A 26,375-nucleotide genomic window follows, 5' to 3' on the forward strand; every position below is an offset into this window, starting at 1 on the left:
AGGGGGACCCAGTGCAGCTAGGACGCCTGCCACGCATCAAGCTGACCTCACTACCCACGCCACTGGAGGAAGCGCCGTCGCTCTCGGCCTACCTGGGGGGACCGCGCATCCTGTTCAAGCGCGATGACATCACCGGGCTGGCGTTCGGCGGAAACAAGGCCCGAAAGGCCGAGTACCTGATGGGCGAGGCGGTGGACCGCGGCTGCGACGTGGTGATCACCGTGGGCGCGGTGCAGTCGAACCACGCCCGGGCCATCGCGGCCGCAGCACGCCGCCTGGGGCTGGACGCAATCGTCGTGCTGAGCGGCGAGGAGCCGCCGGAGCGGCAGGGCAACCTGCTGCTTGATGTGATCCTCGGGGCGGACGTACGCATCATCAACACCGATGACAACTACGTCCTCATGGGAGTGGTGGAAGACATCGCGCGTGACCTTCGTAGGCAGGGACGCACTCCCTACATCATTCCACTTGGGGGCTCGACCCCGCTGGGCGCGGCGGCGTTTGCCAACGCCGGGCTCGAGCTGCTGGAGCAGCTCAACGGCCGGGGGATCCGCGCCGATGCCATCGTGCACGCCAGCGGCTCGGGCGGTACACAGGCCGGACTCTACACCGCGATGAAGGTCACGCAGTCCGGGATACGCGTGCAGGGCATCAGCGTCGGGCCGACACGAGAGGTCGTAACAAACCGTGTCCGCGGCCTGGCCGAGGAACTGGTCAAGCTCCTGCGCCTCGACTGGAGGCCTCACCCAGACGACATCGTGGTCACGGACGAATACGTGGGCGAGCGGTACGCGGTACCCACACCCGCGGGCCTCGACGCGATCCGCCTGGTGGCCAGGACCGAGGGGATACTGCTGGACCCGGTCTACACGGGCAAGGCCATGGCAGGGCTTGTTGACATGGTCCGGCGCGGGCAGTTCGGGCCGGACCAGACTATTGTGTTCTGGCACACCGGCGGCCAGCCAGCGCTCTTCGCGTACGCCGGGTGGCTCGCCGAGGGATAGGGGGAAACTCCGCTGTCCGGCCGGGCCGCACCCGTTGTCCTCGCCGTGGCGTTCGTGACCGCTGCGCTTGCGGCGCTGCCGGCAGTTGCGGACGAGGCGCTGCTTCGCCGCGCGTTTGGCGCCTTTCTCCAGTCCGCGGAGGAGATGCGGATTGAGGCGATTCCCGACCTGTACGATGGAGGGTACGCCCGCATCACCGCGGTCGGCCGGCGCCTCTTGTTGAACGAGGGCCTGCGCGTTGATGAAGCGATGATCCGGCTGGTCGGCGTAAGCCTCGAGCCTGCCGCGCTCCGCTCCGGCACGCTGAAGGTCCTGGACGTCCGCGACAGCGCCCTTCAAGTCAGGGTGCTGCTGCGCAGCCTTCAGGACTACTTCAATGCCGGCAACGCCTTCGACGACATACGACTCAGGGCAGAGGACGGCTATCTGCTGGGCTCCGGGACGGTGCTGTTACGCGGCCAGCCGACGAGGCTGCGCATGAAGGGGTTCTTTGCGGTGTCCGGCACCACGGAGATCTTCTTCTACTTCGACACGCTCCACGCCGGCGCGCTGCCGGTGCCCTCGGCCGCCATCCGCGACCTCGAACGGCAGTTGAATCCGGTAATGCACCAGCGTCTCTGGCCGGTGACCTTCAAGATCCGTTCGGTTCGGCTGGACGCGCAGTCACTGACGATCAGCAGTCAGGGCGAAGGCGCGGGGCCGGGGTACGGAGGAGGGCAGCAGCCGGCCTATGCACCCTGAGAGCAGGTTACCCCTTATACTGATAACGGCGAAGCAGGGGAGCGTGCCCCATCGGTACGTGGACGCGGTCCGTCTCGCCGGCGGGGATCCCAGCGTGGTCGGCCCCGGCGATCCGCTTCCCCGGGCGTTCGACGGGCTTCTGCTCTCCGGCGGCGAGGATGTGCATCCGAGGCACTACGGACAGGAGATCGCCGCTCCTGTGGCGGAGACGGTGAAGATCGATGAGGCGCGCGATCTGATGGAGCTGGACCTGGCGCACGCCGCGCTTCGGGCCGATCTGCCGGTGCTCTGCATCTGCCGGGGCGCACAGGTTATGAACGTGGCAGCCGGTGGCACGCTGTGGCAGGATCTCTCCCTGGCAGGGATTCCTTCCTCAACGCACTACCAGAGCGGCGGGGATTACTGGGAGACATCTCACGAGGTTATCGTGGAGCCTGGGAACCGTCTGGCCGCGATCCTGGGCGCGGGTCCCCTGCCCGTGAACTCCTATCACCACCAGGCGGTCGCGGAAGCCGCGCCCGGGTTCGCGATCACCTCCCGCGCCCTCGACGGCACGATAGAGAGCTTGGAGAGTCAAAGGCACCGGTGGGTGATGGTCATCCAGTGGCATCCTGAGCGTCTTGTGCGACACCACCCGGTTCACCTGAAGCTCTTCACGCATCTGGTGGAGGAGGCCCGTCGCTCATGAGGCGCCCGCGCCCGCGGTTGACCGTAATTGTCCTGCTCGCTGCGATTCTGGCGGCGTTCGTGACTGCGGACGCCTCGCCCGTGAAGGTCGCGCCGCCCGTAGCGGTTGAGGGCGGCACCGAGGTGCACCGCATCACCGTGGACGGCGTTATCGGACCGGCCACGGCGCGGTTTATCCTGCGCGTCGTGCGCGATGCCGACCCTGCGCGCGTCGAGGCTCTGGTTGTTCAGATGGACACCCCAGGCGGTCTCATGCGCTCCATGGACGAGATCACCAAGTCCATCCTGAACGCCAGGGTGCCGGTGGTCGTCTACATAGCGCCCCACGGCGCGCGGGCGGCTTCAGCGGGGGTGTTCATCACCTACGCGGCGCACGTCGCGGCCATGGCCCCGGCCACCCACATCGGCGCCGCAACCCCGGTGGCCGTCGGGACCGGCGAGGGTAAGGAACCGGACAAGGCCATGATGGCGAAGGTCACCAACGATGCGGTGGCCAACCTGCGCGCCATGGCCCGGCGCCGGGGCCGCAACGCCGAATGGGCAGAGAAGGCGGTACGGCAGGCGGTTTCCATCACCGATGAGGAGGCCGTAGCGGAGCGGGTAGTGGATCTGGTGGCTTCAGACATACACGACCTGCTGCGCAAGCTCGACGGTCGGACCGTCGAGACCGACCTCGGTCCGAAGAAGCTGCGCACCGCAGGGGCGCGGATAGTGGATCACAGGATGGACCTGACCGAGAGGTTCCTGTCCACGCTCAGCGACCCCAACGTGGGATTCATCCTCATGAACATCGGGATTTTGGGCATCATGGTCGAGCTCTACAACCCCGGGGCAATACTGCCCGGGGTGGTCGGAGGCATCGCGCTGATCCTGGGATTGGCCTCGTTCGCCATCGTGCAGGTGAACGTCGCCGGTCTGGCGCTGATCGCGTTCGCCATGCTGCTCTTCATCGCCGACCTCAAGGTGCCGGGGCACGGCGTGCTGACCGCCGGCGGCGTCATCGCCTTCATCATCGGCGCAGTTCTGCTCACCGAGCATCAGGCGCCGTTCCTGCAGATCTCGCTGCGGCTGATTCTGACCATCGCCGCGCTGCTGGCCGCGTTCTTCCTGTTCGCCGTGGGCGCGGGGATCCGCGCGCAGCGGGCCAAGCCGCGCAGCGGCCAGGAGAGCCTGGTCAATGCGATAGGCGTAGCCCGGTCGCGGTTGGATCCCGAGGGCCAGGTACACGTGCAGGGCGAGATGTGGAGCGCAGTGTCCGTCGCGGGTCCCATTGAGGACGGCCGGCGGGTGCGCGTGGTCGAGCTGGACGGCCTGCGCGTGCGCGTCAAGCCCGAGCCCGATCCTCCGGGATAACGCCGCGCCTGCTCCGGCATACCCTGGTTCCATGCGCGTAGCCGTCGAGACCTCCTCACCCGAGGCCACCGAGTCCCTGGGGCGACGCATCGGCGCGCAGCTGCGCCCGGGGGATACGGTGGCGCTGGTGGGCCCGCTGGGGTCCGGCAAGACCGTGTTGGCCCGAGGCCTGGCGCTCGGCGCCGGGGCGACCGGGCACATGGCCAGCCCCTCCTTTGTGGTAATCCGCGAGTACGCCGGTCCGGTGCGCGTCTACCACGCCGATCTCTACCGCCTGGAGCACCCCGGCGATCTGGTTCACCTGGGCCTGGAGGATCTGATGGACGGGGACGGCATCGTCATCGTGGAATGGGCCGACCGTGCTCCGTGGATCCTGCCGGCGGATCACCTTTGGATTGAGTGCGCCTTCGGTGAATCCGACACCTACCGCACGTTCGTCCTGAGCGCGCCCATTGGGATGGCAGACCGAGTCGCCTTCGCGGCGGAGAAGTGAGCGCGATGCGCGTGCTCGCCATCGAGGTCAGTACGCCGCGCGGGAGCGTGGCGGTCGTGGGCCCACAGGGGACCATCTCCGAGCGGTCGGCGGACGTGCCCGGTGCCCACCTCGAGTGGCTGCTGGGCGCAGTTACCGCGGTCCTGGGCGATGCCCACATGGGGTCCGGGGACGTGGACGCGCTGTCCGTGTCGCTGGGACCGGGCGGCTTCGTCGGGCTGCGCATCGGCGTGGCCACCGCCGCGGCCTGGGCCCATGCAACCGGCCGCCCGCTGGTCGGGGTCCCGACACTCGATGTGATCGCCGCGGGCGCCGTTGCGGACGCGGGCTCCAGTTCTGCCGGCCTGGTGCTGTCCGTCGCCGATGCCCGGCGCGGCGAGGTGGCCGCGGCGCTCTACCGGTGCGGGACAGGGTCCGCGGATCTCGTGAGGTTGACCCCCGACCTGCTGGTGGCTCCGAGCGCGATCCGCGACCTGTTGCCCCCGATTGACGAGCCCATCGTTGTGGCGGGCGATGGGCTCCGGCTACACGCGCCGGCGATCCTGGAGGCCCTTCATCCGTGGGCCTCCCAGGATTCGCCCGATCGCCGGTGGCCCCGTGCATCGGTGCTCGGGGCGATCGGCCGGGCGCGGCTACTGCGTGGGGAGCGCCACGACCCCATGCAGTTGGTGCCGATCTACGCGCGCGGGCCCGAGGCGCGGGCGTGGGAGGAACGGTCTTCCGTGGTCGAGAAAGGTGACGCGTAAATGAAGCAGATAACGCGGGTGCGCGTCGAACCCATGGTGCTGGCAGACCTGCCGCGCGTGTGCGCGATCGAGCAGGACGCGTTCGCGCTACCGTGGCCCAAGGACGCCTATCGCTCCGAGCTGCAGCACAACAAGTCCGCTTTCTACGTGGTGGCCAGAGACGAGATGGGTTCGGTCGTGGGTTTCGCCGGCATGTGGATGATCTTTGATGAAGCGCACATAACAACGCTGGCCGTGGACCCTCACCGCCGCCGTGAGGGCATCGGCAGCCGGCTGCTGCTGGCCCTCGTTGAAGCGGCCCTGGCGCGCGGGGCGCGCTGGCTGACGCTGGAGGTCCGGCCGTCGAACGTGGATGCCCTCGCGCTGTACCGCAAGTTCGGCCTCCGCGACGTAGCCCTGCGCCGGCGGTACTACAGCGACAACGGAGAAGACGCGGTTGTGATGTGGACCGGCAACCTCAGGGATCCCGAAGCGCAGGCCCGGCTCGATGCGCTGCGGCTCAGCCTGGGGGAGTAGGGGATACCGTTCCGGTCGCCGTGCTGGTGCTGGGTATCGAGACCTCCTGCGACGAGACCGCCGCGGCTGTAGTCGCCGGCGGTGTGCGGATCCAGAGCAACGTCATCGCCTCACAGGAGGATCTCCACCGGATGTATGGCGGGGTCGTTCCGGAATTGGCCTCGCGCAGGCACCTCGAGCGGATTCTCCCGGTTGTGGACCTGGCGCTGGAGCAGGCCGGAGTGTGCTGGTCCGACCTCGGCGGCATAGCCGTTACGCGCGGACCGGGCCTGCTCGGAGCGCTGGCGGTCGGCGTGGCCGCTGCCAAGTCCTTCGCCTATGTGCACGGGTTGCCGCTCGTGGGCGTCAACCACCTGGAAGCGCACTTGTTCGCCAACGTGTTGGACCGGGGTCCGCTGCCAGTGCCCTCCCTGGCGCTTATCGTTTCGGGCGCCCACACGGATTTGGTGCTGATAGAGGGTCACCACCGCTATGTGATGCTGGGACGGACGCGCGACGATGCCGCCGGCGAGGCATTTGACAAGGTGGCGCGCGCCATGGGTCTGGGCTATCCCGGGGGTCCTGCCCTGGACCGGCTGGGCCGCACCGGCGATGCTTCGGCCGTGCCGCTACCCGTACCGTTTCTCGGCGGCGGTCTTGACTTCAGCTTCAGCGGCGTGAAGACCGCCGCGCTCCGGGCGCTGGCGGCAGAACCGTCGCCCTCCCCGGCGTTCATCGCCGGCCTCGCGGCATCTCTTCAGCGCGTCGTTGCCGAGGCGCTGGCGACCAAGACGGCGCGCGCAGCCCGCGAGCACCGGCCGCGGGCCCTGTTGCTGGCGGGTGGCGTGGCGGCCAACTCGGTGCTGCGCGCGCGCCTGGAGGACGAATCCGGCCGTCTCGGCATTCCCCTGCTCATCCCGCGGATGGAACTCTGCACCGACAACGCGGCCATGGTTGCGGCCTGCGGCGCCTCCCGCCTGGCCCGAGGGGAGCGGGACTCCTGGGACCTGGGCGCGGCCGCGGACCTGCCCCTGCAGGGCTGACCTCCCGGCGCTGCGGAACGATCTTTCCCCAGGGTCTTGCCCGCGGCGGTCCTTCGGAATAAGATAGAGGGTGGTTAGCACTCGGCTACCTAGAGTGCCAAATCCACAAACACCCCGCAAGGAGGGACGCAAACGATGAAGCTCAAGCCACTGGGCGACCGCGTGGTCGTGAAGCCCCTGGAAGAGGAGGAGCGGACAAAGGGAGGCATCGTCCTGCCGGATACCGCCAAGGAGAAGCCGCAGCACGGCGAGGTAATCGCCGTGGGACCGGGCGAGTGGGATGAGGACGGCAAGAAGCGCATCCCCCTGGATGTGAAGCCGGGCGATCGGGTGCTGTACGCCAAGTACGCGGGTACCGAGGTCAAGACCGACGACGGTGACCTGCTGATCCTCCGCGCCAGCGACGTGCTGGCCATCGTCGAGAAGTTTTCGGTCAAGACCAAGGCCAAGGGATAAGGGAGACCAACGATGCCGAAGATTCTGGCTTACAACGAGGATGCCCGGCGCGCGATGGAGCGCGGGGTCAACAAGCTGGCCGAGGCCGTGAAGATCACGCTGGGCCCCAAGGGGCGCAACGTGGTGCTCGAGAAGAAGTTCGGCTCGCCCACCATCACGCACGACGGCGTAACGGTGGCCAAGGAGATCGAGCTGGAGGACCCCTTCGAGAACGCGGGGGCGCAGCTCGTGCGAGAGGTGGCCACCAAGACCGAGGACGTGGCCGGCGACGGCACGACAACGGCTACCATCCTTGCTCAGGCGATCATGCGCGCCGGACTCAAGATGGTCTCCGCCGGCTCCAACCCCATGGCGCTCAAGCGGGGCATTGACAAGGCGGTCGCCGCGGTAGTCGCCGAGATTCACAAGGCGGCCAGGCCGGTAGAGACCAAAGAGGCGATCGAGCAGGTCGCCAGCATTGCCGCCAACGACGCCCTAATCGGCCAGCTCATCGGTGACGCGATGGACAAGGTCGGCAAGGACGGGGTCATCACCGTCGAGGAGTCCAAGGGGATCGAGACGACCGTAGAGGTCGTCGAGGGGATGATGTTCGACAAGGGCTACATCTCGCCGTACTTCATCACCGACCCCGAGAAGATGGAGGCGGTTCTCGACGACGCGGTCATCCTGCTGACCGACAAGAAGATCAGCGCGATCAAGGACCTGCTGCCGGTCCTGGAGCGGGTCGTGCAGTTGGGCCGGCCGTTGCTGCTCATCACCGAGGACCTCGAAGGCGAGGCACTGGCCACCTTGGTAGTCAACAAACTCCGAGGAACGCTGCAGGCGGTTGCCGTCAAGGCCCCCGCATTCGGCGAGCGGCGCAAGGCGATCCTCGAGGACATCGCGATTCTCACAGGCGGTCAGGTCATCAGCGAAGAGGTGGGCCTCAAACTGGAGAACACCGAGATGATCCACCTGGGCCGCGCCGGGCAGGTGAAGATCCGCAAGGATGAGACGATCATCATCAAGGGCGCAGGCGAGAAGAAGCAGATTCAGAAGCGCGTACAGCAGCTGCGCAAGCAGATCGAGGAAACCGAGTCCGACTACGACCGTGAGAAGCTGCAGGAGCGGCTCGGCAAGCTGGCCGGAGGCGTGGCAGTGGTTAAGGTCGGGGCGCCCAGCGAGGCGGAGTTGAAGTACCGCAAGACCCGCACCGAGGACGCTCTGCGCGCGACGCGCTCGGCCGTCGAGGAAGGCATCGTGGCCGGCGGCGGCGCCGCGCTGGTGGTGGCCAGCAAGGCCATCAAGTCGTTGGGGCTGAAAGGCGACGAGAAGGTCGGCGCCTCGATCGTAGCCCGTGCTCTGACCGAGCCCGCGCGGCAGCTCGCCATCAACGCCGGGCAGGAGGGGTCCATCATCGTAGAGCACCTCAGGGAACAGAAGCCGGATTGGGGCTACGATGTCATGAGCAACGAGTTCGTGGACATGTTCAAGGCAGGCATCGTGGATCCCGCCAAGGTGGTGCGCTCCGCGCTGCAGAACGCGGCCAGCATCTCCGGGCTGCTGCTGACCACCGAGGCCATGGTTGTGGAGAAGCCGGAGGAGGAGAAGCAGGGGCCCGCGGCGCCGCAGATGCCGATGATGTAGGCATCTCTGCGCGGCCTCCGGCCGCACGGAATTTCGGCAAGAGTTACACAAGAGGGGGAGCCAGCGGCTTCCCCTTCTTGCTTGGCGGACAAGGCCGGCCGGCGCGTTGGAGGAAAGCGCTTTCCGCGAGACGAATCCCGGGCAGCAGGGGACACCGCCTGTACCATCGTTCGCCGTTCGACCGCACAACCACCACGAGTGCGTCCAAGGAGCCAATCATGAGATTCGGGTTCATTCCGACCGAAGGCGGCCACTTCTTCGCGCAGGCGCTGCGCGAGGTACTGCTGGGCGAGGAGCTGGGCTTCCATTCGGCGTGGATGGAGGAGCACCACGGCGTCACCAACCACTACTGGCCTTCACCTTTGGTAGTCCTGGCCGGTTTTGCGACGCGGACTTCAAGGATTCTGCTGGGGACCAACATCGCGGTCCTGCCTTTCTACCACCCGGTGCGTGCCGCTGAGGACGTGGCCATGTTGGACATCATCTCGGGCGGCCGCGCAATCTTCGGCGTGGCGATCGGTTACCGCCCGCAGGAGTTCGCCCTATACGGAGCGCAGTTGGAGAACCGTGGAGCCCGACTGTCCGAGGCGATCCGGCTGATGCAGCGCCTCTGGACGGAAGAGTCTGTGACCTTCACCGGCCGGCACTATGCTGTCTCGGACGCGCGGATCGAACCGCGGCCCCTTCGCCCGGTGCCGATCTGGATAGGAGGGTGGGGGGATCTTTCTCTGCGACGCGCGGCTGAACTGGGCGATGCCTGGATTCCAGGACCCACGGCCCGCCTCGAGAAGCTGCTCGACGCCCAGGCCACCTACCGGCGCCACTTGGTCAAGTTCGGGCGCGATCCGGGCGGGGTTCCCACGCCCCTTACCCGCGAGCTGGTCATCGCGGAGACCGAAGCGCGGGCGCGCGAGCTGGCCGAACGCCACCTGCTCGTCAACTACCGCGACGAGTACGGCAAGGACTGGTCGCACCCGCTGATCGGTCGGGAGGACGGAACCCCGGTGGACAGACTGGATGACCTGGGCCGCGACCGATTCCTCATCGGGACGCCCGACCAGGTGGTGCGGCAGATCGAGCGGTTCCGGGAGACCTTTGGCGTGGACCACCTGATCTTCCGGACGTATTTCCCGGGCATGCCTCACGAGCACATCATGAACGAACTGAGACTTCTGGCGAAGGAAGTGATGCCGGCCTTCGCGACCGGCGATCTGGAGGTGGCTCATGATGACACCTAACCTCAACGGTCTGATTCCGGCCACGGTCCTGCCCATGGCGGGCGACGCCCGGCCCGATCTGGAAACCCTGACGCATTACCTCGACTGGGTGGTCCGCCAGGGACCGGTGGGACTGGCCATCAACGCCGATACCGGCGAGGGCCCGCACCTGTCGCGGGGCGAGAAGCGGGCGGTGCTCGAGGCCGCGGTGGCGGCGGTGGCGGGCCGCACGCTGGTTATTGCAGGGATCGGCGGCCCGTATACCGAGGAGGCCGTTGCGCAGGCGCGCGATGCGAAGGCCGCGGGAGCGGACGCCCTGTTGGTCTTTCCCATCCCGGCCTTCTTCGGCCGCCCTCTCTATCCGGAGATCCCGTACGAGTACCACCGGGCCATCGCCCGTGCCGTGGATCTACCCATGATCCTGTTCCAACTGCAGCCCGCCCTCGGTGGTGTGGAGTTCACGGCCGAGGCGATGGCGCGCCTGTTGGAGATTGATACCGTCGTGGCGATCAAGGAGGCCTCCTTCGATGCCATGAAGTTCGTTCAGATGCGCTCGATCCTGGACCAGGCGCAGCGGCGGATCACGCTCCTGACCGGCAACGACAACTTCATCTGCCACTCGTTCGTGCTGGGCGCCGAGGGCGCGCTGATCGGCTTTGGGACGCTGGCCGTGCAGATGCAGGTGGAGATGATCGAGGCCGCCCGCCGCCGCGACTGGGACGAGGCGTTTCGGCTTTCCGGCATAGTGCAGCCGCTGGCCGACGCGATCTTTGCCCCGCCGGTTCCCAACTACCGCGTTCGGACCAAGGAGGCGCTGCGCATGCTCGGCGTGATCGGCAGCGCCGCGGTGCGGCCTCCGCTTCTTCCCGTGGGCGACGACGAACGCGGGCGGATCCGGCTGGCCCTGGAGCGCGCGGGGCTGTTGGAGCCCGGCCGTGCTGGATGAAACCGCCCATCCCGCTTGCCATTGTGCGATATTTGTGGTAGCGTTTGGGCGGGAAGCCTCAAATAGCACCGATAGCAGGTCGAAAACCCGAACATTAGATGCCAAACCTGTTGCGAATGTTCGTTATTGGAGGTGGAGGGCGAGAACACGCGCTCGCCTGGCACCTGCGTCGGCATTACCCTGACGCCGTCCTCTATTGCGCTCCAGGAAACCCGGGTATCTCCGGACTCGCCACCTGCCTGCCGATCTCCGTCACCGACCTGGCATCGCTCGCGGACGCTGCTTCATCGCTCGAGATTGACCTGACGATAGTCGGTCCTGAGGCGCCGCTTGTTGCGGGCATAGTGGACCTCTTCGAGACGCGCGGCCTCAACATCATTGGCCCGACCGCGCCGGCTGCTGCGCTGGAAGGCAGCAAGGTATTCGCCAAGGACCTCATGCAGCGCCATGGGATTCCAACCGCGGAACACGCCTCGTTTGACGATCCGTTTTCCGCGCTCAGGTATCTTGAGGACTTTCCCGGCCAGGTGGTTGTGAAGGCCGACGGTTTGGCCGCGGGCAAGGGCGTCATCGTCTGCGACGATTTCGCTCAGGCCCGGAGCGCCGTGGAGACGATGCTGGTGGATCGTGCCTTTGGCGACGCCGGCCGGCAGATCGTCATAGAAGAACGTCTGGAGGGCGACGAGGTAAGCATCTTCGCCCTGGTGGACGGCGAGGCCGTTGCGCTGCTACCGGCGGCGCAGGATCACAAACGCGCGTACGACGGCGACCAGGGGCCCAACACAGGAGGTATGGGCGCGGCTGCGCCGGTTCCTCTGGACCGGGAGTTGCGCCAGCGCGTCCTGTCCGAGATCATCGAACCCACCGCGCGCGCGATGTGCGCGGAAGGCCGCCCGTATCGCGGCATCCTCTTCGCTGGGCTGATGCTGACCCGCCACGGTCCCAGGGTGCTGGAGTTCAACTGCCGGCTGGGAGATCCGGAGGCACAGGTGATCCTGCCGCTCCTGGGGACCGCGCTGCCGGAGGCGTTCGCCTCGCTGCGGGAAGGCCGGTTGGTTTCCGGCGGCCTCTCGGAAACGCGCGGCGCGGCGGTCGGGGTCGTGATGGCGTCCCGCGGTTACCCTGAGCGGTATGAGACCGGAGTTCCCATCTCCGGCCTCGAACGGGCCGCCGAAGAGGCTCTCGTCTTTCACAGCGGCACGAGCTTCCGAGATGGAATCGTTGCAACCGGCGGCGGCCGCGTTCTGACGGTGGTCGGGCAGGGCGGGACGCTGCGTGAGGCGCGTGCACGCGCCTACCGCGCCACCGACTGGATACGGTTCGATGGGATGCACTACCGGCGGGACATAGGCGCCAGGTTGGAAGCCGCAGCCCAGGCCCGAAGCGCCGTCGTGCCCGCGGGCAGGAGGTAGAGTCAGGTGTCGGTAACCGCGGTCGTCGGAGGTCACTGGGGCGACGAGGGCAAGGGCAAGATCGTGGACGCCCTGGCCGCCGAGGCGGATCTCGTCATCCGCTACAACGGTGGAACCAACGCCGGGCACACGATTGTCAGCGATTACGGCATCTTCCGGCTGCATCTCGTGCCCTCGGGCGTGCTCTACCCGTCGGCTGTTTGCCTGATCGGCCCAGGCGTGGTGGTCAACCCGGACGCGCTGATCGAGGAGCTGGCGATGCTCAAAGCCAGCGGGGTCTCCACGCACAACGTGTTTGTATCCAACAGGGCGCACATTGTGATGCCCCACCACCTGATGCTGGACGTGCGCGAAGAAGCGCTTCGCGGCAGCAGTAGTCACGGCACCACGAAGCAGGGGATCTGGCCGGCATATGCGGACAAGGTTGCCCGCGTAGGCGTCCGCGTGGGCGATCTCCTGCATCCCGCATATCTGGATGAAGCGGTCCGGTACCAGGTGGCCAGGACGAACCGTGTGCTGGCCGGGACCGGAAACGGCGGGACCGTGGGCGGCGGTGCCGTGGACGCGGATGATCTGCTGGAGCGCTGTGCCAGATGGCGCGAGGCGTTGGCTCCCCGCATCGTGGACAGCCACGGAATGGTGCAGCGTGCCCTGCGCGCAGGGGCGCGCATCCTGGTGGAGGGGCACCTGGGGGTGATGCGCGACCTGGACTGGGGGATCTACCCCTATGTGACCTCATCCACCTGCCTGCCGGGCGGAGCAGCCGCCGGCGCCGGCATTCCCGCATCCAGCATCACGCGCGTGGTAGGGGTGGTCAAGGCCTATACAACCGCGGTGGGTGCCGGGCCCATGCCGACCGAGATCCAAGACGCCACCGCGGACTTCATTCGCGAGGCAGGGCAGGAGTTCGGCACGACCACCGGCCGGCCGCGGCGGTGCGGGTGGTTTGACGCGGTGGCCGCACGGTTTGCGGCCGAGCTGGCAGGTTTCACCGAACTGGCTGTGATGAAACTAGACGTGCTGTCGGGCATGGACCATGTCAGGATCTGCTCGGGCTACCGTCTGCGCGGCGTCTTGCTGGACGGCATGCCGGACACGGTGGCGCTGCAGGAGGTCGAGCCCGTCTACGAGACGCTTCCCGGCTGGCGGCTTCCCAAGCGGATTGAGGCTCCCTGCGATCTTCCGGTGGAAGCCCGCCTGTTCCTGGACCGCCTGGTTGCCCTGGTGGAGGTGCCGGTGACGATGGTCGGCGTGGGCAGGGAACGCGAGGCCCTGCTGCGCTTTGGGACCCCGGCCGGATCAGAGGGCCGGCGGTGATAGAGCGCTACTCCACCAGCGAGATGAGGGCGCTGTGGGCTCCCGAGACCAAGTTCGCGGTGTGGCTGGAGATCGAGTTGCTGGCGGTGGAGGCCCAGGCCGCCCACGGACTGGTTCCCCACGAGGTCGCGGCGCGGCTGCGCCGCACGGCAAGATGCGGGACCCCCGCGCGCATTGACGAGATCGAGCGCACGGAAACCCAGCACGACGTAGTCGCTTTCCTGCGCTCGGTGGCCGAGTTGACCGGCCCCGACGCCTCACACCTCCACCGGGGGTTGGGCTCGTCGGACGTGGTGGACACAGCCCAGTCGGTGCTGCTGGTGCGCGCGGCCGATCTGATTCTGGAAGCGTTGGCCGGGGTGCGCCGGGTCACCGCCGCGATCGCTTCCGGTCACCGCTACACGCTCATGGCCGGCCGGACGCACGGGATGCAGGCCGAGCCCATTACCTTCGGGGTCAAGGTGGCGCTTTGGCACGCGGAGCTGGGCCGGGCCGAGGCCCGGCTGCGCGCGGCCCGAGAGGCGGTGCGCGTGGGCAAGCTCTCGGGCGAGGTGGGGACCTTCATCCACAGTCCTCCCGAGATAGAGGCCGCGGTGTGCGCGGGCCTGGGCCTGGAGCCGGCGCCGGTGAGCAGCCAGATCCTGCAGCGCGACCGTCACGCCGAGTACGTGGGGGCCCTGGCCATACTGGCCGGGAGCATCGAGAAGATCGCCACCGAGATCCGCTCTCTGCAGCGCACCGAGGTGGGAGAGGTCGAAGAGCCCTTTGGGGAGCGCCAGACAGGATCGTCTGCGATGCCCCACAAGCGCAATCCTATCCTGTGCGAGCGGCTGGTGGGGCTGGCGCGCGCCGTGCGCGGCGCGGTGCCCGTTGCGCTGGAGAACCAGGCGCTGTGGGGCGAGCGCGACATCAGTCACTCTTCGGCCGAGCGGCTGATCCTGCCGCAGGCGACCGGGCTGGTGCACTACATGTTGGGAATCCTCCACCGTGTGCTCTCCGGGCTGCGCGTCCACCCACAGGCCATGCGGCGCAACCTCGAGGCCTCAGGGGGCCTTGTCTTTAGCCACCGGGTGCTGCTGGCGCTGATGGAGAGAGGCCACAGCCGCGATGAGGCCTACCGGATCGTGCAGGAGACGGCGACCGCGGCGCTGGAAGGCGGGGGCAGGTTTGGGGATCTGCTGGTGGCCCGCGGAGTGCTCGCGCCGGAGGAACGGGACGCATGCTTCGATCCGGCGCCCTACCTGCGCCACGTGGACGTGATTCTGGAGCGCGCCGGTATCCCGCGATGAGCCTCTCGGACGCGCCGGCCGTCGTCACCACCGATCTTCCCCTGCCGGTGTTTGCGCGGGGCAAGGTGCGCGACGTCTACGATCTGGGTGAGCACCTTCTCATCGTGGCCACCGACCGCCTGTCCGCATTCGACCACGTGCTGCCCTCACCGGTGCCCGGAAAAGGCCGCATCCTGACGCGGCTCTCGGCGTTCTGGTTCGCGCGAACCCGATCCATTGTCCCGAATCACCTTATGACCACGGACGAGGACCAGATGCGCCTGCCGCCGGCGGTCGCTGAGCAGGTTCGGCTCCTGGACGGCCGGGCCATGCTTGTGAGGCGGGCCAACCGGATTGACGTGGAGTGCGTGGTGCGGGGATACCTGACGGGATCCGGTTGGCAGGAATACCGCCGGGACGGCGCGGTCTGCGGCGTGCGGCTGCCGGATGGTCTTGCAGACGGCGCCCGCCTGCCACACCCGATCTTCACGCCGGCGACCAAGGCCGCCTCAGGGCACGATCAGAACATCGCGTTCGAGGAGGTCGTGCGCATGGTGGGCGGGGCGTTGGCGGAGCGCCTGCGCGATCTCAGTCTGGCGCTCTACCTCCACGCCGCCGTGCACGCGGAGGGCCGCGGCCTTGTGCTCGCCGATACCAAGTTCGAGTTCGGGTTGGCCCGCGGCGCGCCGGGCGATGCGGCGGGCGACGCGTTGATGCTGATTGACGAGGCGCTCACCCCGGACTCATCGCGCTACTGGGACGCCGCGGAGTACGCGGCCGGAAGACTGGCGTCATTTGACAAGCAGATAGTGCGCGATTACCTGACGCGCGCCGGATGGAACCGTGAGTCACCGGCGCCGGCCCTGCCGTCTGAGGTGGTAGAGGCCACGCGCCAGCGCTACCTGGAAACGTACCGGCGTCTGACCGGGGAGGAGATTGCGTAGATGCGCTCGTTTCGAGTCACCATCATGCTGAAGCCCGGCGTGCTGGACGCGCCCGGCCAGGCGGTCGAGCGCGGACTGGATGCGCTGGGCTATCGAGTGGAGCAGGTGCGCATGGGCAAGGTGGTCGAGATGATCCTTCCCGACGAAGAGCGTGCGGGTGTGGACGAGATGTGCGCACGGTTCCTGGCCAACCCGCTGATCGAGACCTGGACGATCGAGGAGATCCCAGGGGGGTCGGGTCCGTGACCTGGGGCGTGGTGTTCTTCCCCGGCTCCAACTGCGACAGGGACTGCGTGCACGTGCTCCGGTCGGTGCTGGGCCAGCATGTCGAGGAAGTCTGGCACGAGGACCGGTCGCTGGAGGGGATAGACGCGCTGGTCCTTCCGGGAGGGTTCTCCTACGGCGACTACCTGCGGTCCGGGGCGATCGCCGCGACCGCGCCCGTGATGCGGGCCGTGCGCGAGATCGCGGCACGCGGCGCGCCGGTGCTGGGAATCTGCAACGGCTTTCAGATCCTGACCGAGGCAGGCCTGCTTCCAGGCACCCTGCTTCACAACGCCTCGCTGCGGTTCCGGTGCCACCCGGCGTGGGTGCGCGTGGAGTCCGATCGGACGCCGTTCACCGCGGGCATGCGGCCCGGGACGGTGCTGCGGATGCCGGTGGCGCACGGCGAGGGCGCGTACTTCGCGCCGCCGGCCGAGGTGGCGGCGCTGGAGGAAGCGGGGCGCGTGGTCTTTCGCTACTGCGATCCCCTGGGCTGGGTCACGCCCCAGGCCAATCCCAACGGCTCGGTGGCAGGGATCGCGGGCGTGGCCTCTGACGCGGGCAACGTGGTCGGTCTGATGCCGCACCCGGAGCGCGCCTCGGAAGCGCTGCTGGGTTCGATAGACGGTCGCCGGCTGTTTGAATCCGTGGTCGGCGCGCTGGTGGGTGCGGGATGACGCGGGCCGCTGCGGTTGACGCCGCCGCCCTCTGCGGGCTCCCGGCCTCGGACTACCGCGAGATCTGCCGGCGGTTGGGCCGCGATCCCAACCCGGTAGAGGCGCGGATGTACGGCGTGATGTGGTCGGAGCACTGCGGCTACAAGCACTCCCGGGCAGCCCTGCGCCGGCTGCCCACATCCTCACCGCGCGTGCTGACCGGTCCTGGTGAGAACGCCGGCGTGGTCTCCATCGGCAGGGGATGGGCCCTGGCGTTCAAGATGGAGAGCCACAACCATCCCAGCGCCGTTGACCCATACAACGGCGCCGCCACCGGCATTGGCGGCATTATCCGGGACGTGCTGGCCATGGGCGCGCGGCCGGTGGCGCTGCTCAACTCGCTGCGGTTCGGTCCTCTGGACGAGCCCAGGGCCAGGAGGATCTGCAGCGGGGTGGTTGCCGGGATTGCCGGCTACGGCAACGCGGTGGGCGTGCCGACGGTGGGCGGGGAGCTGCTGACCGCCGCGTGCTACCGGGACAACCCGCTGGTGAACGTCGCCTGTCTGGGCATGGTGCGCGCGGACCAGGTGGCCCGATCCGCGGCAGAGGGGGCTGGCAGCGCGGTCCTGTACGCCGGCGCGCGCACCGGCCGTGACGGAATCGGCGGTGCGGCGTTCGCCTCGACCGAGCTGGACGAGGGACGCGCGCAGGCGGATCGGGCTTCGGTGCAGATGGGCGATCCGTTCACGGGCAAGCTGCTGATAGAGGCCACGCTGGAGGCCCTTGCCACGGGCGCCGTGCTGGCCATACAGGACATGGGCGCGGCCGGGCTCACCTGCGCGACAAGCGAGATGGCGGCGCGAGGCCGCGTGGGCATGGCGATAGACCTGGACCGGGTGCCGCTGCGCGAGGCCGGGATGCGGCCCGAGGAGATATTGCTGAGCGAGTCGCAGGAGCGGATGCTCCTGGTGGTGCGCGCGGAAGAGGTGGAACGCGCCGCCGCGGCCTACCGCCGGTGGGGGCTGGCCGCGGAGGTGATAGGACAGGTTACCGCCGAAGCGCGCCTGCGCGTGACCGCCGGCGGGCAGACCATAGTGGACCTTCCTCCCGAGAGTCTGGCGGACGCCCCGATCTATGATCCCCAGGCCTCGGTGCCGGCCGAACTGGAGGCGCGGTGGAGGCTCGATCCCGCGGCTGTTCCTGTCCACGACCCAGTGGAGGCGCTGCTCGTTCTCCTGCGCCATCCCGACGTGGCGAGCAAGCGGGGGATCTACGAACAGTACGACCACATGGTGGGGGTCAGGACCGTTACCCCGCCCGGGGCCGACGCCGCGGTGCTGCGCCTTATCACCGCGCCGCCGCTGGGGCTTGCGCTGACCTCCGACGGCAACGGCCGGTGGTGCGCGTCCGACCCACGGCGCGGAGCAGCGCTGTCGGTGCTGGAGGCGGCGGCCAACCTTGCGTGTGTGGGCGCGGAGCCGCTGGCGGTCACCGACTGCCTCAACTTCGGCAGCCCGGAGCGGCCCGAGGTGTTCTGGGCCTTCCGCGAAACGATCGAGGGCATCGCGGAGGCGTGCGAGGGCCTCGGGGTTCCGGTGATAGGCGGCAACGTTTCTTTCTACAACGAGGCAGAGGGCGGGGAGGGTCCCGGCCGTGCGATCTTCCCGACGCCGGTGGTGGCCATGGTCGGGCTGCTCGACGACGTGGCACGCGCGGGGCGGATGGGTTTCGCCCGGGAAGGCGACCTGGTTGTCCTGTTGGGCGACCCCGGAGGGACCCTCGGGGCGAGCCTGTACCAGTGCGCGTTCGGGGGCGAGGTCAGGGGCCGGCCGGCTAATCCTGAACTGGAGCGCTCGGCGCGCGCGATCGCCTGCGCACGCGAGGCGGTGCGCGCCGGAGTGGTGTCGTCGGTTCATGACGCCGGCGACGGCGGGATCGCCGTGGCACTGGCCGAGGCGTGCATGGCGGGCGAAACAGGCGCCTCGGTAACGCTGCCGGATGGTCCTGTCGCGGAGGTCTGGTTCGGGGAAGGTCCGGCGCGGTTCGTCGCGTCGCTCCCTCCCGAGCGCCTGGACTCGCTGGACGAGTTGGCCCGCAGGCACGGCGTGTCGGTCCGCGTTCTCGGCCATGTCGGCGGCCCGGCCCTGCGCCTGGCCCAGGCGGGTGATGCCGGGCCCACCGACCCGATCGAACTGCCCCTGGCAAAGATGACCGAGGCCTGGGAGGGCCTGGAGGTTTAGCGCATGGTGAGTGAGACGTGGGGCATCGGGGTCTGGAAAGAGGAGTGCGGCGTCAGCGGTGTCCTATGCACCGGCGGGCATGACGCGGCGCCGATCGTTCACGTGGCGCTCTACGCGCTGCAGCACCGTGGACAGGAGAGCGCAGGCATCGCAGCGTTCAACGGCGCCGTGATGCGGCATCATAGGGGGATGGGGCTGGTGTCCCGCGTCTTCGATGACGACCGGGTCGCTTCGCTGCCGGGTCCGGCCGCGGTGGGGCACGTCCGGTACGCCACGATGGGTTCGGCCCGCATCGAGAATGCGCAGCCCTTCATAGTGCCGTCGCCATGGGGCCCGGTGGCGATCAGCCACAACGGCAACCTGATCAATGCGCCGGCGCTCCGGCGCGAACTGGAGACGCAGGGGGTCGGGTTCGGCGCGACCACCGACAGCGAGGTGATCGCACACCTGATCGCGCGGGCGCCGGCGTCCACTCCGGACGACGCGGTCGCCTGGTGCATGCGCCGTCTCGAGGGCGCCTACACGGTCGCGGCCCTGGTAGGGGGCCGGCTGTTCGGGTTTCGCGACGCGCACGGGATCCGGCCGATGGCGATCGGACGTGGGCCGGGGTTCTGGGCGATCGCTTCGGAGACGTGCGCGTTTGACCATACCGGCGCCCAGGCGGTATGCGAGGTGGAGCCCGGAGAGCTGGTGGCGTTTGACGAGCAGGGCATGCACAGGCGGCAGATCCTTACGGTTGACCGGCGCGCCCACTGCGTCTTCGAGTACATCTACTTCGCAAGGCCGGACACGGTGCTCTACGATAGGAACGTCCACCAGTCCCGGCGCCGCATGGGCCGGGTGCTGGCGCACGAGCACCCGGCCCGCGCCGACATCGTGATTGCGGTGCCGGACTCGGGCACCTCGGCGGCCATGGGCTACGCCGAACGGGCCGGCCTGCCTTTCGAGATCGGTCTGATCAAGAACCGCTACATCGGCCGCACCTTCATCCAGCCCGACCAGGCCTCGCGCGACTTCGGCATCCGCCTCAAGTTGAACCCCAACCTGGACGTGATCGCCGGAAGGCGCGTCGTCCTGGTGGACGACTCGATCGTCCGCGGCACTACCTCGGGACGCATAGTCGGCCTGCTGAGGAGCTCCGGTGCGCGTGAGGTGCACGTGCGCATCTCATCCCCGATGATCCGGCATGCCTGCTACTACGGCATTGATACCAGCACCAGGGGGGAGCTGGTGGCATCCCGCCTGGATGTCGAGGAGATCAGGCGGTCCATCGGCGCCGATTCGCTCGGCTACCTGAGCCAGGCCGGGCTCGTGGAGGCCGTGGCGCTGCCGCAGGAGACTCTGTGCATGGCCTGTCTGGATGGCTGGTATCCGACCCGGGTGCCGACCGAGGCCGAAGCAGGGCGTACGGCCCTCGACGAACTGGCGGCCGTGGCGGCCGGGAGCACCCCGCCGTGAGTGCTACGTTGTGAGGAACCCGGTGTGAGATCCGGCGAGACTCCCCCTGGGCTCACTTATCGGGGAGCCGGCGTTGACGTCGGCGCCAAGGCGCGCCTGCTGGAAGCAATCGCGCCGGCGATTGCTTCCACCTACACCGACGCCGTCGGTGCCGGACTCGGAGCCTTTGCCGGCGCGGTACGTCTAGCGCCTCCGGGTGCCGGCTTTCTCCTGGCCACGGTGGACGGCGTCGGGACGAAGACGCTCATCGCGCGGCAGATGGGGCGCGATGACGTAATCGGGTGGGACATCGTCGCCCACTGCGCCAACGACCTCGTATCCTGCGGGGCCAGGCCCATCGCCTTTCTCGACTACGTCGCCATGGGGCGGCTGGATCCGCCGCTGATCAGGGTTCTGGTCGAGGCGATGGCGCGCGCCTGCGCGCTGCTTGGGGTGCCGCTGATCGGCGGCGAGACCGCGGAGATGCCCGACGTCTACACCTGCGACGCCTATGAGGTTGTGGGAACCATGATCGGCCGGGCGCCCCCGGACGGTCTCCTAACCGGGGCAGGAACCATACCCGGGGACCGATTGGTCGGTCTGGGTTCCAGCGGGTTGCACACCAACGGCTACACGCTGGCGCGACGCGTCGTGGAGGCCGCGGGCGCCTCGCTGCACGAGCACCTAGAGGATCTGGGCACTTCGCTGGGGGAGGCGCTGCTAGCGCCCCACCTGTGCTATGCGGAGGGATTGCTGTCCCTCCTTGGGAGCGTCCAGATTCGCGCTGCAGCGCACATTACCGGCGGCGGCCTGGTGGACAACCTGGTGCGCGTTTTGCCCGACGGCTGCCGCGCCAGGGTGTTGCGGGACTGGCCCGAGCCGCCGATCTTCCGCTGGCTCCAGCAGGCAGGCCGGATCTCCGAAGAGGAGATGGTGAGGGCGTTCAACCTTGGGATCGGCATGGTGGTGGTGACCGCGGCCCAGGATGCCGCGCGAACGGTGCGGCACTTCGAGGCCGCCGGTATTCCGGCTCTGCAGATCGGCGAGATCATCGAGGGCCCCAGGGGCGTGGATCCGGCATGACGCGTCTGGCAGTACTGGCCTCGGGCAGCGGCACCACGCTGCAGGCGCTGCTGGATGCGTTTCCCGGCGGAGGGGTATCCGCCGGCGCCGAGGGCGACCCGGCTCGGCCCGGCGCCACGGTCGCGGTTGTCGTTGTGAACACCCCGGGCGCACAGTCCCTAGATCGTGGGCATCGAGCCGGCATTCCTACCGTGCTTGTAGATCACCGCGGGAGGAGCCGGGAATCTTTCGAGACCGAACTTGCCGGCGTCATCCGCGAGCACGGGGCCGACCTGATCTGCCTGGCAGGATTCCTGCGCATCCTGTCCCCGGCGTTCATCGCACACCACGCCGGGCGCATACTGAACGTGCATCCGGCGCTTCTGCCGGCTTTCGGCGGGAAGGGGATGCACGGCGAGAGGGTGCACAAGGAAGTGCTCGCGGCGCGCGCAGCGGCAAGCGGGTGCACCATACATCTCGTGGACGAGGTTCCGGACGGAGGGCCGATCTTGGCACAGATCGCGGTACCGGTGCTCGATGGAGACACGCCTGCCACGCTGGCGGCGCGCGTGCAGGCCGAGGAGCGCGCGCTCTACCCACAGGTCATACGGTGGTTGGCGGACGGGCGCATTCGGGTAGAGGGGAGCAGGGCGCTGCTGACATGATGCCGATACGCCGCGCGGTGCTCAGTGTTGCGGACAAGGCCGGTCTGATTCCATTGGCGCAGGCGCTGCACTCGACCGGGGCGGAACTGGTCTCCACCGGCGGAACTGCGGCGGCGCTCCGCGCGGCCGGGCTGCCGGTCCTGCCGCTGGAGGAGGTGACCGGGTTTCCCGAGATGCTGGGAGGCCGCGTCAAGACGCTGCACCCGGCGGTCCACGCCGGGCTGCTGGCCCGCGGTGTACCCGAGGATCTGGCTGAACTTGGGCGGTATGGGATCTCCCCGATTGACCTGGTGGCAGTAACCCTCTATCCATTCGAGGAGGCAGCCGCGCGGGGAGTCGCCATGCCCGAGGCGGTCGAAGAGGTGGACATCGGCGGCGTGACCCTGCTGCGCGCCGCGGCCAAGAACTGGGCGCGCGTTACCGTCCTGAGCGATCCATCGCAGTACGCTGAGGTGATCGCCGCGATTGAGGCCGGTACGGGTGTGCCCGAGGCGCTGCGGCTGCGACTGGCCGCCGACGCCTTCGCGCGCGTGGCGGCGTATGATGCCGCGATCGCAGAGTACTTCCAGCGCGCCGCGGGCCAGATGCCGTTTCCCGCGCGCCTGACCCTCACGTTCTGCAAGCGGGCAGACCTGCGTTACGGCGAGAACCCCCACCAGCACGCCGCCCTCTACGCCGCCGCAGCGGCGCCGTCGAGTGAGACGGAGCAGGGCGCCGGCATCGGGGCGGTGGCCGGGGGCGAGGTGATCTCGGCCGAAGTGCTCGGCGGCCGGGCGCTTTCATACAACAACATCGCGGACCTGGAGGCCGCGTGGGCGCTTGTGCGCGATCTGCCGTCTCCTGGTGCGGCGATAATCAAGCACGCGAACCCGTGCGGAGCGTCGGTGGCGCCGACGGTGCTCGACGCCTTCCTGCGCGCCCGCGACGGCGACCCGGTGTCCGCGTTCGGTGGGATCCTGGCCGTCAACGCCCCGGTGAACCTGGAGGCCGCGGAGGCGATGGCTCAACTGTTCCTCGAGGCGATTGTTGCGCCTTCCTTTGAGCCCGGCGCGGCCGAACTGCTCCTAGCCAAGAAGCACCTGCGACTGCTCGCGACCGGGAACCGGGGGGCGAGCGGGCAGGCCGGACTCGCCTTCCGGAGCATCCGGGGCGGGATGCTGATCCAGTCGGAGGACGCCCTGGGCCTAGACGAGGCCGCGTGGACCGTGGTCACTTCCCGCGCACCGTCGGCCGCTGAGTGGGATGACCTCCGCTTCGCTTGGGCGGTTTGCGCGCACGTGAAGTCCAACGCCATCGTGTTCGCCAGAAACAAGCAGGTGGTAGGTGTCGGTACCGGACAGATGAGTCGGGTGGACAGCGTCCGCCTGGCAGCGGTCAAGGCCGGGGAGCGGGCCCGTGGCGCGGTGGCGGCCTCCGATGCTTTCTTCCCCTTCGCCGATGGGGTAGAGGCGATCGCCGAGGCCGGCGTGACCGCGGTGATCCAGCCAGGGGGATCGGCCCGCGATGCCGAAATTATCGCGGCCGCGAATAGGCTGGGCCTGGCTATGGTTTTGACCGGAGAGCGCCACTTCCGGCACTGAACGGGACGGCCTGTCAGGACCGACTCCTGGAGGTGCAGGCATGAAGCGGATGATCTGGGCGGTGATCGGATGCTTGATCGCCGTGGCATGGGTGCCGGCTCCGGCAGCGGCGCAGGCCCCGGCGGCGCAGGCGATACCGGGCTGGGAAGAGGTCACCCCAGGCCCGTGGGCTGTGTGCAGCGACGGATCGCCCTTCAAGTTCTACGTGGGCTCCGGCGACCCGAAGCGGTTGGTGATTTTCTTCCAGGGCGGTGGAGCGTGCTGGGACGCGGGCACCTGCGCCGCCGGCATTCACAGGGCGCGCGTGGAACTGGACGAGCTGCGCGCGGGTCAGGGGATCTATGCCCGCGGGAACTTCGACAACCCGTTCCGCGGCTGGACGTTTGTCTGGGTCCCGTACTGCAGCGCTGACATCTTCTGGGGCGATGCGGTGCGCGCCTACGCTTCGGCTCTCACCATACATTACCGCGGGGCCGTCAACGCCCGGGCCGCGCTGCTCTGGACCTACGCCCGGGTACCGAATCCCGAGGTGGTGGCGGTGATCGGTCGCAGCGCCGGTGCCTACGGTTCGCTCATGTGGGCGCCGCACGTTATGCGGCGCTACCCCGGCGCGCGGGTGGTGCAACTGGGGGACGTGGGTGCCGGGGTGATGACCGACGCCTTCGGCAGGCAGGGGTTTGAGACCTGGAACATCGCAGGCGCTCTCCCAGAGTGGATCTCAGGCGTGGCCCGCCTTCGGTCTCGGCCTGAGGCGCTGAGCGTCCCGCAAGTGTACACGGAGATTGCCCGTACCTATCCCCGCCACGCCATGGCCCAGTTCAACACGGTCATGGACGGCACGCAGATCTTCTTCTACGCGCTGATGAAGGGCGAACGCCAGCCCAGTCCAGCCACAGCAGCGGAGTGGTCGCGGAGAATGCAGGCCTCACTGCGGCAGATCAAAGCCGATGCCCCGAACTTCTTCAGCTACACGGCTCCGGGCAACAGGCACGGTATCCTGACCTTCCCGGAGTTCTACACCGAGACGGTCGGCGGCGTGCGTTTCGTGGACTGGCTCAGGCAACTGCTGCGGGGCTGGCGGCCGGGCGACGTGTGGCCGTAGGCCTCTGCGGCGCGCGCAGTCACCGTCCGTAGATTAGAGCCGCGAAGAGGGCGCCGGCCAGCGTCGCAAAGAGGTTGACGACGGAGTTCGTGATCCAAGCGACTCCACGGACCAGCCTGCCGCCTGGTTCGCGGTCTTCTCCGACACTCCCATCTCGGCGGACGAACGACGCCTGAACCGTTGCGCCCAGCGCACTGTCCAGGAACATTGCCAGCACCCCGGCTATCCAGGCCGCGTTGAATGCGCGCCAATCGCCCGAAGCGCCCACCGCGGCCACCAGCGCGGCACCGGAGGCCGCAGCCAGGCACCCTGCCGGCGATATGCCCCCGGAGGTGCCCGGGGGCACCCGCTGCCATGTGGTAATCAGCCGTGGCGGATGGGGGCTCAGCATCCCCAGCTCTGTGCCCCAGGTGTCGGCGGCGGACGATGCCAGGGAGCCGAGGAACGCGGCGGGCAGCACCAGCCGGAGGTGGCCTGCGCCGATCCCGGTTTCCCACAGAACGCAGATTGCGGCTGCCACGCCGCCGCTCCCCAGAACCTGCATCGCGTCTCGCCCTCGGCCCCGGTGTTCGGGCTGGGCCTTTCTCCCGCGCCCGAGCGCGGTCAGCGCGGTCCCTGAGACGAAGAACGCGACCAGCGCCCCTGCCCAGGCCCAGCCTCCGAATCCGAGCACCGCAGCCCCCACGATTGCAGCGGCAACGGCCCCATCCCATGTCAGCCAGCGGCAGCGCCACCCGAGAGCGGCGAGTGCGGCAGCGGCAATCAAAGCGATCATCAGGCACGAACGTTGGGCACAATGCGGCGCCATTCCTGCCATTCCAGTACAATCTCTTGACATTGGACGGGCCGGTTGGTATAAGAATAGGTGCCCCTGCGCGAGACAACACGTCTTGTGCCCCGCACCTTGACAACCGCATAGTGGCAAGGAGCCGCACGCAAGGCCTTTGGATCCTTTGAGGATTCTAATGGAGAGTTTGATCCTGGCTCAGGACGAACGCTGGCGGTGTGCCTCAAACATGCAAGTCGAGGGAGGGTTGGCGTCTGGCTTGCCAGACGTTTCAACTCTACCGGCGAACGGGTGAGTAACACGTGGGCAATCTGCCCTGAAGACGGGGACAACCTCGGGAAACCGGGGCTAATACCCGATATCCTCCTAGGGGGGCATCCTCTGGGGAGGAAAGGTCCGCAAGGTCTGCTTCAGGAGGAGCCCGCGGCCTATCAGCTAGTTGGTGGGGTAACGGCCTACCAAGGCGATGACGGGTAGCTGGTCTGAGAGGACGATCAGCCACACTGGGACTGAGACACGGCCCAGACTCCTACGGGAGGCAGCAGTTGGGAATCTTGGGCAATGGGCGCAAGCCTGACCCAGCGACACCGCGTGGGGGACGAAGGCCCTCGGGTCGTAAACCCCTGTCAGGAGGGAAGAAGCCGCAAGGTGACGGTACCTCCGGAGGAAGCCCCGGCTAACTACGTGCCAGCAGCCGCGGTAAGACGTAGGGGGCGAGCGTTGTCCGGAATTACTGGGCGTAAAGCGCGTGCAGGCGGTTCGTTAAGTCTCGTGTGAAATCCTCCGGCTCAACTGGAGAACGCCGCGGGATACTGGCGAGCTTGAGGGCGGTAG

General features: G+C 68.2%; 25 protein-coding genes and 1 rRNA gene. 25 read left to right on the forward strand and 1 reads right to left on the reverse strand.

The genetic code is table 11. The annotated features are described in order from the left end of the window. Positions 1 to 11: 11 nt before the first annotated feature. The 24 genes from RDU83_09705 (at position 12) to RDU83_09820 (ending at position 24,754) form a co-directional block, all read left to right on the forward strand. Positions 12 to 1,004, forward strand: coding sequence for a D-cysteine desulfhydrase family protein (locus RDU83_09705; protein MDQ7841287.1), 993 nt, complete (start codon positions 12 to 14; stop codon positions 1,002 to 1,004). Positions 1,005 to 1,058: 54 nt separating this feature from the next. Continuing rightward, a complete protein-coding gene (locus RDU83_09710; GenBank protein ID MDQ7841288.1) occupies positions 1,059 to 1,745 on the forward strand; it encodes a hypothetical protein in 687 nt (228 codons plus the stop codon). Further along, positions 1,735 to 2,433 carry a gamma-glutamyl-gamma-aminobutyrate hydrolase family protein gene (locus tag RDU83_09715; protein MDQ7841289.1) on the forward strand — a complete coding sequence of 233 codons (699 nt, stop codon included), beginning with the start codon at positions 1,735 to 1,737 and terminating at the stop codon, positions 2,431 to 2,433. The genes RDU83_09710 and RDU83_09715 overlap by 11 nt, the downstream gene beginning before the upstream one ends. Further along, complete coding sequence (locus RDU83_09720; protein MDQ7841290.1) at positions 2,430 to 3,785, forward strand: nodulation protein NfeD; 1,356 nt, start codon at positions 2,430 to 2,432, stop codon at positions 3,783 to 3,785. The genes RDU83_09715 and RDU83_09720 overlap by 4 nt, the downstream gene beginning before the upstream one ends. Positions 3,786 to 3,816: 31 nt before the next feature. Continuing rightward, positions 3,817 to 4,278, forward strand: a complete 462-nt coding sequence (gene tsaE, locus RDU83_09725; protein ID MDQ7841291.1) for a tRNA (adenosine(37)-N6)-threonylcarbamoyltransferase complex ATPase subunit type 1 TsaE — start codon at positions 3,817 to 3,819, stop codon at positions 4,276 to 4,278. A gap of 5 nt (positions 4,279 to 4,283) precedes the next feature. Next, positions 4,284 to 5,024: a tRNA (adenosine(37)-N6)-threonylcarbamoyltransferase complex dimerization subunit type 1 TsaB gene (tsaB, locus tag RDU83_09730; GenBank protein MDQ7841292.1), complete on the forward strand. Its 741-nt coding sequence runs from the start codon at positions 4,284 to 4,286 to the stop codon at positions 5,022 to 5,024. Continuing rightward, entirely contained in the window at positions 5,025 to 5,540 is a 516-nt protein-coding gene (gene rimI / locus RDU83_09735; GenBank protein ID MDQ7841293.1) for a ribosomal protein S18-alanine N-acetyltransferase, read from the forward strand. A 20-nt stretch (positions 5,541 to 5,560) separates the two neighbouring features. After that, positions 5,561 to 6,562 carry a tRNA (adenosine(37)-N6)-threonylcarbamoyltransferase complex transferase subunit TsaD gene (gene tsaD, locus RDU83_09740; protein MDQ7841294.1) on the forward strand — a complete coding sequence of 334 codons (1,002 nt, stop codon included), beginning with the start codon at positions 5,561 to 5,563 and terminating at the stop codon, positions 6,560 to 6,562. 135 nt (positions 6,563 to 6,697) lie between these two features. Next, the gene (groES, locus tag RDU83_09745) at positions 6,698 to 7,018 is read left to right on the forward strand and encodes a co-chaperone GroES (GenBank protein ID MDQ7841295.1); all 321 of its coding nucleotides are present in this window, start codon (positions 6,698 to 6,700) and stop codon (positions 7,016 to 7,018) included. Positions 7,019 to 7,030: 12 nt separating this feature from the next. Then, positions 7,031 to 8,644 carry a chaperonin GroEL gene (groL, locus tag RDU83_09750; protein ID MDQ7841296.1) on the forward strand — a complete coding sequence of 538 codons (1,614 nt, stop codon included), beginning with the start codon at positions 7,031 to 7,033 and terminating at the stop codon, positions 8,642 to 8,644. 218 nt (positions 8,645 to 8,862) lie between these two features. Beyond that, positions 8,863 to 9,882 carry an LLM class flavin-dependent oxidoreductase gene (locus RDU83_09755; GenBank protein ID MDQ7841297.1) on the forward strand — a complete coding sequence of 340 codons (1,020 nt, stop codon included), beginning with the start codon at positions 8,863 to 8,865 and terminating at the stop codon, positions 9,880 to 9,882. Next, positions 9,869 to 10,807, forward strand: coding sequence for a dihydrodipicolinate synthase family protein (locus RDU83_09760; protein ID MDQ7841298.1), 939 nt, complete (start codon positions 9,869 to 9,871; stop codon positions 10,805 to 10,807). Before RDU83_09755 ends, RDU83_09760 begins: the two co-directional genes overlap by 14 nt. 98 nt (positions 10,808 to 10,905) lie before the next feature. Next, a complete protein-coding gene (gene purD / locus RDU83_09765; protein ID MDQ7841299.1) occupies positions 10,906 to 12,219 on the forward strand; it encodes a phosphoribosylamine--glycine ligase in 1,314 nt (437 codons plus the stop codon). A 6-nt stretch (positions 12,220 to 12,225) separates the two neighbouring features. Next, the gene (locus RDU83_09770; protein MDQ7841300.1) at positions 12,226 to 13,536 is read left to right on the forward strand and encodes an adenylosuccinate synthase; all 1,311 of its coding nucleotides are present in this window, start codon (positions 12,226 to 12,228) and stop codon (positions 13,534 to 13,536) included. Next, the gene (gene purB / locus RDU83_09775) at positions 13,533 to 14,825 is read left to right on the forward strand and encodes an adenylosuccinate lyase (protein MDQ7841301.1); all 1,293 of its coding nucleotides are present in this window, start codon (positions 13,533 to 13,535) and stop codon (positions 14,823 to 14,825) included. The genes RDU83_09770 and purB overlap by 4 nt, the downstream gene beginning before the upstream one ends. Then, the gene (locus RDU83_09780) at positions 14,822 to 15,748 is read left to right on the forward strand and encodes a phosphoribosylaminoimidazolesuccinocarboxamide synthase (protein ID MDQ7841302.1); all 927 of its coding nucleotides are present in this window, start codon (positions 14,822 to 14,824) and stop codon (positions 15,746 to 15,748) included. The genes purB and RDU83_09780 overlap by 4 nt, the downstream gene beginning before the upstream one ends. Continuing rightward, a complete protein-coding gene (gene purS / locus RDU83_09785) occupies positions 15,749 to 15,994 on the forward strand; it encodes a phosphoribosylformylglycinamidine synthase subunit PurS (GenBank protein MDQ7841303.1) in 246 nt (81 codons plus the stop codon). After that, the gene (gene purQ / locus RDU83_09790) at positions 15,991 to 16,689 is read left to right on the forward strand and encodes a phosphoribosylformylglycinamidine synthase subunit PurQ (GenBank protein ID MDQ7841304.1); all 699 of its coding nucleotides are present in this window, start codon (positions 15,991 to 15,993) and stop codon (positions 16,687 to 16,689) included. Before purS ends, purQ begins: the two co-directional genes overlap by 4 nt. After that, entirely contained in the window at positions 16,686 to 18,908 is a 2,223-nt protein-coding gene (gene purL / locus RDU83_09795; GenBank protein ID MDQ7841305.1) for a phosphoribosylformylglycinamidine synthase subunit PurL, read from the forward strand. Before purQ ends, purL begins: the two co-directional genes overlap by 4 nt. A gap of 3 nt (positions 18,909 to 18,911) precedes the next feature. After that, positions 18,912 to 20,366, forward strand: a complete 1,455-nt coding sequence (gene purF / locus RDU83_09800) for an amidophosphoribosyltransferase (GenBank protein ID MDQ7841306.1) — start codon at positions 18,912 to 18,914, stop codon at positions 20,364 to 20,366. A gap of 24 nt (positions 20,367 to 20,390) precedes the next feature. Next, positions 20,391 to 21,428, forward strand: coding sequence for a phosphoribosylformylglycinamidine cyclo-ligase (gene purM / locus RDU83_09805; GenBank protein ID MDQ7841307.1), 1,038 nt, complete (start codon positions 20,391 to 20,393; stop codon positions 21,426 to 21,428). Beyond that, a complete protein-coding gene (gene purN / locus RDU83_09810) occupies positions 21,425 to 22,072 on the forward strand; it encodes a phosphoribosylglycinamide formyltransferase (GenBank protein ID MDQ7841308.1) in 648 nt (215 codons plus the stop codon). Before purM ends, purN begins: the two co-directional genes overlap by 4 nt. Further along, positions 22,069 to 23,652 (forward strand): bifunctional phosphoribosylaminoimidazolecarboxamide formyltransferase/IMP cyclohydrolase, encoded by a 1,584-nt coding sequence (gene purH, locus RDU83_09815; protein ID MDQ7841309.1) that lies wholly within the window; start codon positions 22,069 to 22,071, stop codon positions 23,650 to 23,652. The genes purN and purH overlap by 4 nt, the downstream gene beginning before the upstream one ends. A gap of 40 nt (positions 23,653 to 23,692) precedes the next feature. Continuing rightward, a complete protein-coding gene (locus tag RDU83_09820; GenBank protein ID MDQ7841310.1) occupies positions 23,693 to 24,754 on the forward strand; it encodes a pectin acetylesterase-family hydrolase in 1,062 nt (353 codons plus the stop codon). Between the two features lie 19 nt (positions 24,755 to 24,773). On the opposite strand, the gene RDU83_09825 is transcribed toward RDU83_09820, so the two are convergent. After that, complete coding sequence (locus RDU83_09825) at positions 24,774 to 25,529, reverse strand: DUF92 domain-containing protein (protein ID MDQ7841311.1); 756 nt, start codon at positions 25,527 to 25,529, stop codon at positions 24,774 to 24,776. Between the two features lie 187 nt (positions 25,530 to 25,716). Between RDU83_09825 and RDU83_09830 the strand changes: the two genes are divergently transcribed. Further along, positions 25,717 to 26,375 (forward strand): 16S ribosomal RNA (locus tag RDU83_09830); the annotation flags it as partial.

Source organism: bacterium (assembly GCA_031082185.1).
Classification (GTDB): domain Bacteria; phylum Sysuimicrobiota; class Sysuimicrobiia; order Sysuimicrobiales; family Humicultoraceae; genus VGFA01.

Excerpts from the sequence above, each read along its gene's own strand:
- RDU83_09715 (MDQ7841289.1), top strand. The coding sequence starts at position 1,735 with ATGCACCCTGAGAGCAGGTTACCCCTTATACTGATAACGGCGAAGCAG.
- RDU83_09720 (MDQ7841290.1), top strand. The coding sequence starts at position 2,430 with ATGAGGCGCCCGCGCCCGCGGTTGACCGTAATTGTCCTGCTCGCTGCG.
- tsaE (MDQ7841291.1), top strand. The coding sequence starts at position 3,817 with ATGCGCGTAGCCGTCGAGACCTCCTCACCCGAGGCCACCGAGTCCCTG.
- tsaB (MDQ7841292.1), top strand. The coding sequence starts at position 4,284 with ATGCGCGTGCTCGCCATCGAGGTCAGTACGCCGCGCGGGAGCGTGGCG.
- rimI (MDQ7841293.1), top strand. The coding sequence starts at position 5,025 with ATGAAGCAGATAACGCGGGTGCGCGTCGAACCCATGGTGCTGGCAGAC.
- groES (MDQ7841295.1), top strand. The coding sequence starts at position 6,698 with ATGAAGCTCAAGCCACTGGGCGACCGCGTGGTCGTGAAGCCCCTGGAA.
- groL (MDQ7841296.1), top strand. The coding sequence starts at position 7,031 with ATGCCGAAGATTCTGGCTTACAACGAGGATGCCCGGCGCGCGATGGAG.
- RDU83_09755 (MDQ7841297.1), top strand. The coding sequence starts at position 8,863 with ATGAGATTCGGGTTCATTCCGACCGAAGGCGGCCACTTCTTCGCGCAG.
- RDU83_09760 (MDQ7841298.1), top strand. The coding sequence starts at position 9,869 with ATGATGACACCTAACCTCAACGGTCTGATTCCGGCCACGGTCCTGCCC.
- purD (MDQ7841299.1), top strand. The coding sequence starts at position 10,906 with ATGCCAAACCTGTTGCGAATGTTCGTTATTGGAGGTGGAGGGCGAGAA.
- RDU83_09780 (MDQ7841302.1), top strand. The coding sequence starts at position 14,822 with ATGAGCCTCTCGGACGCGCCGGCCGTCGTCACCACCGATCTTCCCCTG.
- purS (MDQ7841303.1), top strand. The coding sequence starts at position 15,749 with ATGCGCTCGTTTCGAGTCACCATCATGCTGAAGCCCGGCGTGCTGGAC.
- purL (MDQ7841305.1), top strand. The coding sequence starts at position 16,686 with ATGACGCGGGCCGCTGCGGTTGACGCCGCCGCCCTCTGCGGGCTCCCG.
- purF (MDQ7841306.1), top strand. The coding sequence starts at position 18,912 with ATGGTGAGTGAGACGTGGGGCATCGGGGTCTGGAAAGAGGAGTGCGGC.
- purN (MDQ7841308.1), top strand. The coding sequence starts at position 21,425 with ATGACGCGTCTGGCAGTACTGGCCTCGGGCAGCGGCACCACGCTGCAG.
- purH (MDQ7841309.1), top strand. The coding sequence starts at position 22,069 with ATGATGCCGATACGCCGCGCGGTGCTCAGTGTTGCGGACAAGGCCGGT.
- RDU83_09820 (MDQ7841310.1), top strand. The coding sequence starts at position 23,693 with ATGAAGCGGATGATCTGGGCGGTGATCGGATGCTTGATCGCCGTGGCA.
- RDU83_09825 (MDQ7841311.1), bottom strand. The coding sequence starts at position 25,529 with ATGATCGCTTTGATTGCCGCTGCCGCACTCGCCGCTCTCGGGTGGCGC.